Below are 4,759 nucleotides of genomic sequence, written 5' to 3'. Positions count from 1 at the left end.
GTGCGCACGACCTTGGCGGGGTCGATGACGCCGGCCTGGATCATGTCGACGTATTCCTCCGTCTGGGCGTTGAAGCCGTAGGTGGCCGAGGGGTTTTCCAGCACCTTGCCGACGACGATGGAGCCCTCGACGCCCGCGTTCTCGACGATCTGACGGATCGGGGCCTGGATGGCGCGGCGGATGATGGCGATGCCGGCGGTCTGGTCGGCGTTGTCGCCTTTCAGGCCTTCCAGCGCCTTGGTCGCCTTCAGCAGGGCGATGCCGCCGCCGGGGACGATGCCTTCTTCAACGGCCGCACGCGTGGCGTTGAGGGCGTCGTCGACGCGGTCCTTCTTCTCTTTCACTTCGACTTCGGTCGAGCCGCCGACGCGGATGACCGCGACGCCGCCGGCCAGTTTGGCCAGACGTTCCTGCAGCTTCTCCTTGTCGTAGTCCGAGGTGGTGTCCTCGATCTGCTTCTTGATCTGGCCGATGCGGGCCTCGATGGCGTCCTTCTCACCGACGCCGTCGACGATGGTGGTGTCGTCCTTGGTGATGGTGACCTTCTTGGCCTTGCCGAGCATGTCGATGGTGACATTCTCGAGCTTGATGCCGAGGTCTTCCGAGATGACCTGGCCGCCGGTCAGGACGGCGATGTCCTGCAGCATGGCCTTGCGGCGATCGCCGAAGCCCGGCGCCTTGACGGCGGCAACCTTGAGGCCGCCGCGCAGGCGGTTGACGACGAGGGTGGCGAGCGCTTCGCCTTCGACGTCTTCAGCGACGATGACGAGCGGCTTGCCGGTCTGCACCACGGCTTCCAGCAGCGGAAGCAGTTCGTTCAGGTTGGAGAGCTTCTTCTCGTTGATCAGGATGTAGGCGTCGTCGAATTCGACGCGCATCTTGTCGGCGTTGGTGACGAAGTAGGGCGAGATGTAGCCGCGGTCGAACTGCATGCCCTCGACGACGTCGAGTTCGGTCTCGAGCGACTTGGCTTCTTCAACCGTGATGACGCCCTCGTTGCCGACCTTCTTCATGGCGTCGGCGAGGAACTTGCCGATTTCGGAGTCGCCGTTGGCGGAGATGGTGCCGACCTGGGCGATTTCCTCGTTCGAGGTGACCTTCTTGGAGTTCTTGACGAGGTCGGCAACCACGGCTTCCACAGCCAGATCGATACCGCGCTTGAGGTCCATCGGGTTCATGCCGGCGGCAACCGCCTTGGCGCCTTCGCGGACGATGGCAGCGGCCAACACGGTCGCGGTGGTGGTGCCGTCGCCGGCAGCGTCGGCCGACTTCGAGGCCACTTCGCGCACCATCTGGGCGCCCATGTTCTCGAACTTGTCTTCAAGCTCGATTTCCTTGGCGACGGTGACGCCGTCCTTGGTGATGCGGGGTGCGCCGAACGACTTGTCGAGCACGACGTTGCGGCCCTTGGGGCCGAGCGTGACCTTCACCGCGTTGGCGAGGATCTCGACGCCACGCAGCATGCGATCGCGGGCATCGACGCCGAATTTTACTTCTTTAGCTGACATATATCTGTCTCCGTTTGAAACTTGAACCTCATCCCGAGGAGCCCGCCTCTGGCGGGCGTCTCGAAGGGTGAGACGAGTTGAATTTTAGGCTCATCCTGCGAGACGCCGGCTGCGCCGGCTCCTCAGGATGAGGAAACGGACGCTGGTTAGGCGGCCTTCTTCTTGGCGGCGGGCAGATCGGTGAGAACGCCCATGATGTCGCTCTCCTTCATGATCAGCAGTTCCTGGCCGTCGAGCTTGACCTCGGTGCCGGACCACTTGCCGAACAGCACGCGGTCGCCGACCTTGAGATCGATCGGGATCAGTTTGCCGGCTTCGTCGCGGCCACCCGGGCCGACGGCGGTGATTTCGCCCTGGGAGGGCTTTTCCTTGGCACTGTCCGGAATGATGATGCCGCCAGCGGTCTTCTCTTCGGCGTCGATGCGCTTGACTACAACGCGGTCGTGAAGCGGACGGAATTTCATGCAGTCCTCCTAAGTTTCTGAATCTATTGCAGAATTTTGAATTTTGGCAGTCTCCGCCGGCGAGTGCCAGCGCGACTGGTGTGGACATAGTCCAGTCTGGTCCGGGGAACAAGGGCTTCTAGCAGAAAAATTAGCACTCAAATAGGGCGGCTGCCAAATTCATTAATCATGATTAATTGCCGGCACGAGGCCGGAAACCCCGTATTAGCACGTGCGGTAAGCTGCTGCTAACGCACCCTTTTTCAACAGTTCGTTAAACATTTAGGCTTGTGATGTGTTGGTATCGTGCGTCACATTTCTAACATGTGAGCGCATCTCCACCGGGTGGCTCCCGGTCGGCAGCCACCAGATGAATGCGCTCCAGCAATGGAGGTTGGCATGGTCTCGCGGGTTGGCGTTTCCGACGATTTTCGGAAGCAGGTGCTGGGTTACGGGCTGACGACGGCGCAAATTCTGTATCGGTTGCCGGATCACCCGTCGTTGCTTCAGACCTATGTCTGGCAGAACTACGATCTTTTCCCGAAATTTCCGGCGCTGAAGGACTTTCTCGCGTTCTGGGAAGAAAAGCTCGACGGGCCGTTGTTCTCGGTTACCGTGGCGCATTCCAAGCTGATCAAGCCGGCCGAACTGCGCGCCGTCGACGGCGTATTCCGGCTGCATTGAGACAGATTTTTAGGGTGGGCAAAAGGCTCTCTTGCGCCGTGCCCACCACAGCGCGCTGAGCCTGTAATGGTGGCACGCTTCGCTTTGCCCACCCTACGAATGACAAATGTGCTAGCCTTTCTCCGCACAGGAAAGGGAGCACTTCAATGGCCAAGCAGAAGCCGACATCACGGGCCGCGGCTCAAAGCGCCGCGCTGAAAAAATCGCCGTCACCGAAAGCCGCCGCCAAGTCCGCCGCCAAGTCCGCCGCGCGGCCAATCGTCACCGCCAAGCCGGTCACTTCCAAGGCGCCGCCGAAGCCTGCAGCCAAACGGCCGAAACAGCGCGTCGCCATCAGCCATCACCGCGAAGAGGATTTCAAGGCCGACGGGTTGCGCACCTATGCGCAGTATCGCGATCTCGGCATCGCGGCGGCGACCCACGGCCTGGCGCAGGCCCATGTGATCCGGCTGATCGGGCCGTGCAATCCGGCCGAGGTTTCAAAGCTGCATTTCCACGACGTCGAATTCCAGATGGTCTATGTCCTGAAGGGCTGGATCAAAACCTACCTGGAGGGCCAGGGCGAGACCTTGATGAAGGTGGGCAGCGCCTGGACCCAGCCGCCGCGCATCAAGCATCTGATCCTGGACTATTCCGACGACGTCGAATTACTCGAAGTGATCCTGCCTGCGGAGTTCAAGACCGTCGAACTGGCGTCGTGATGAGATGATGTGGTCATTCCGGGCGATGCGTTAGCAGTCGAACCCGGAATCTCGAGATTCCGGGTTCGTGCTTCGCACGCCCCGGAATGACGACGACGTCGCAGGCGTCAATTCAGCACCCCGATAATCGCGCCCATCAGGCACGTCGTCAGCGTGCCCGACACGATCGACTTCAATCCCAGTGCATTGATCTCGTCGCGGCGCTGCGGGGCCATGGTGCCGAGGCCGCCGATCATGATGCCGAGGCTGCCGAAATTGGCAAAGCCGCACATCGCGTAGAGCATGATCAGCCTTGAACGGGGATCCAGCGCCTCGGGACCGAGCCTGGAGAGATCGACATAGGCGATCAGCTCGTTGAGCACGGTCTTCACCCCCATCAGGCTGCCGGCGGTGACCGCCTGCGGCCACGGCAGGCCCATCAGCCAGCACACCGGTGCCATCACGTAGCCGAGCATCCGCTGCATCGAGATCGCCGCACCCCCGACAGGCGGCAGCAGCCCGAGCGCCGCGTTGGCGAGATAGACCAGCGCCACCAGCACCAGCAGCATCGCGACGATGTTGAGCAGCAGCTCAAGCCCGGCGGTGGTGCCCTTGACGATCGCATCCATGGTGGAGGAGGCGTGGATGTCCGGATCGGCTTCGGCCACTTTTGCATCGATGAACGCCACGCGGGGATCGCCCCTTGGATCGGCCAGCACGCCGGCGGTGCGCGCGTGCGATGTCTGCGGCACCATGATCAGGCTGATCAGGATCGCGGCGGGCGCCCCCAGCACCGAGGCAATGACGAAATGCGCCGCCGAATCCGGGATCAGCGGCGCGAGCAGGGTGGCGTAGAGCACCAGCACGGTGCCGGCGATCCCGGCCATGCCGCCGGTCATGACCAGAAACAGTTCGCTGCGGGTCAGCCGCGCCAGATAGGGCCGGATGAACAGCGGCGCTTCCACCATGCCGAGAAAGATGTTGGCGGCGGTGGACAGGCCGACCGCGCCGCCGACGCCGAGCGTGCGCTCCAGCAGCCACGACATGCCGCGCACTACCGGCGGCAGGATTTTCCAGTAGAACAGCAGCGTGGTCAGCACGCTCATCACCAGCACCACCGGCAGCGCCTGAAACGCCAGGATGAAATCCGCGCCTGGCGCCTTCAGGTCGAACGGCAGCGCGCCGCCGCCGAGATAGCCGAACACGAACGAGCTGCCGGCGCGGGAGGCCGGGGAAACGGTCCCGATGGCGTCATTGATGGCGCCGAACGCATGCGCGACGAACGGCAGTTTTGTCAAAGCCAGCGCGGTGAGGAAGGTGACGGCAAGGCCGATCGCGGCCTGTCGGGGCGATACCGCGCGGCGGTTCTCACTGAGGGCCCATGCGATCGCCAGCAACGCGAACACGCCGAACGCCGATTGCAGCTGAAGCATGATTCCCCCGA

Annotated in this window: 5 protein-coding genes; 2 read left to right on the top strand and 3 right to left on the bottom strand. The window is 62.7% G+C overall.

Annotated elements, in window-relative coordinates:
* Together groL and Q8R73_RS01095 are read right to left on the bottom strand one after the other, a co-directional pair.
* Window positions 1–1,508: chaperonin GroEL (groL, locus tag Q8R73_RS01100; protein ID WP_305717707.1), on the bottom strand; the 1,508-nt coding region annotated here is incomplete at its 3' end.
* Window positions 1,509–1,654: 146 nt separating this feature from the next.
* Complete coding sequence (locus Q8R73_RS01095; protein ID WP_305717706.1) at window positions 1,655–1,972, bottom strand: co-chaperone GroES; 318 nt, start codon at window positions 1,970–1,972, stop codon at window positions 1,655–1,657.
* Between the two features lie 378 nt (window positions 1,973–2,350).
* On the opposite strand from Q8R73_RS01095, the gene Q8R73_RS01090 reads away from it, so the two are divergent.
* Together Q8R73_RS01090 and Q8R73_RS01085 are read left to right on the top strand one after the other, a co-directional pair.
* Window positions 2,351–2,635 carry an usg protein gene (locus tag Q8R73_RS01090; RefSeq protein WP_305717705.1) on the top strand — a complete coding sequence of 95 codons (285 nt, stop codon included), beginning with the start codon at window positions 2,351–2,353 and terminating at the stop codon, window positions 2,633–2,635.
* Between the two features lie 146 nt (window positions 2,636–2,781).
* A complete protein-coding gene (locus Q8R73_RS01085; RefSeq protein WP_305717704.1) occupies window positions 2,782–3,336 on the top strand; it encodes a cupin domain-containing protein in 555 nt (184 codons plus the stop codon).
* A gap of 107 nt (window positions 3,337–3,443) precedes the next feature.
* On the opposite strand, the gene Q8R73_RS01080 is transcribed toward Q8R73_RS01085, so the two are convergent.
* Window positions 3,444–4,748 (bottom strand): NupC/NupG family nucleoside CNT transporter, encoded by a 1,305-nt coding sequence (locus Q8R73_RS01080; protein ID WP_305717708.1) that lies wholly within the window; start codon window positions 4,746–4,748, stop codon window positions 3,444–3,446.
* Between the last annotated feature and the right edge of the window lie 11 nt (window positions 4,749–4,759).

This window comes from Bradyrhizobium sp. (genome assembly GCF_030697065.1).
Lineage (GTDB): Bacteria > Pseudomonadota > Alphaproteobacteria > Rhizobiales > Xanthobacteraceae > Bradyrhizobium.
The sequence above is the reverse complement of the archived record's forward strand: the minus strand, read 5'-3'. Positions and strand labels throughout refer to the sequence as shown.

Coding starts and splice junctions, on each gene's coding strand:
- Q8R73_RS01095 (WP_305717706.1), bottom strand. CDS start 1,972: ATGAAATTCCGTCCGCTTCACGACCGCGTTGTAGTCAAGCGCATCGAC.
- Q8R73_RS01090 (WP_305717705.1), top strand. CDS start 2,351: ATGGTCTCGCGGGTTGGCGTTTCCGACGATTTTCGGAAGCAGGTGCTG.
- Q8R73_RS01085 (WP_305717704.1), top strand. CDS start 2,782: ATGGCCAAGCAGAAGCCGACATCACGGGCCGCGGCTCAAAGCGCCGCG.
- Q8R73_RS01080 (WP_305717708.1), bottom strand. CDS start 4,748: ATGCTTCAGCTGCAATCGGCGTTCGGCGTGTTCGCGTTGCTGGCGATC.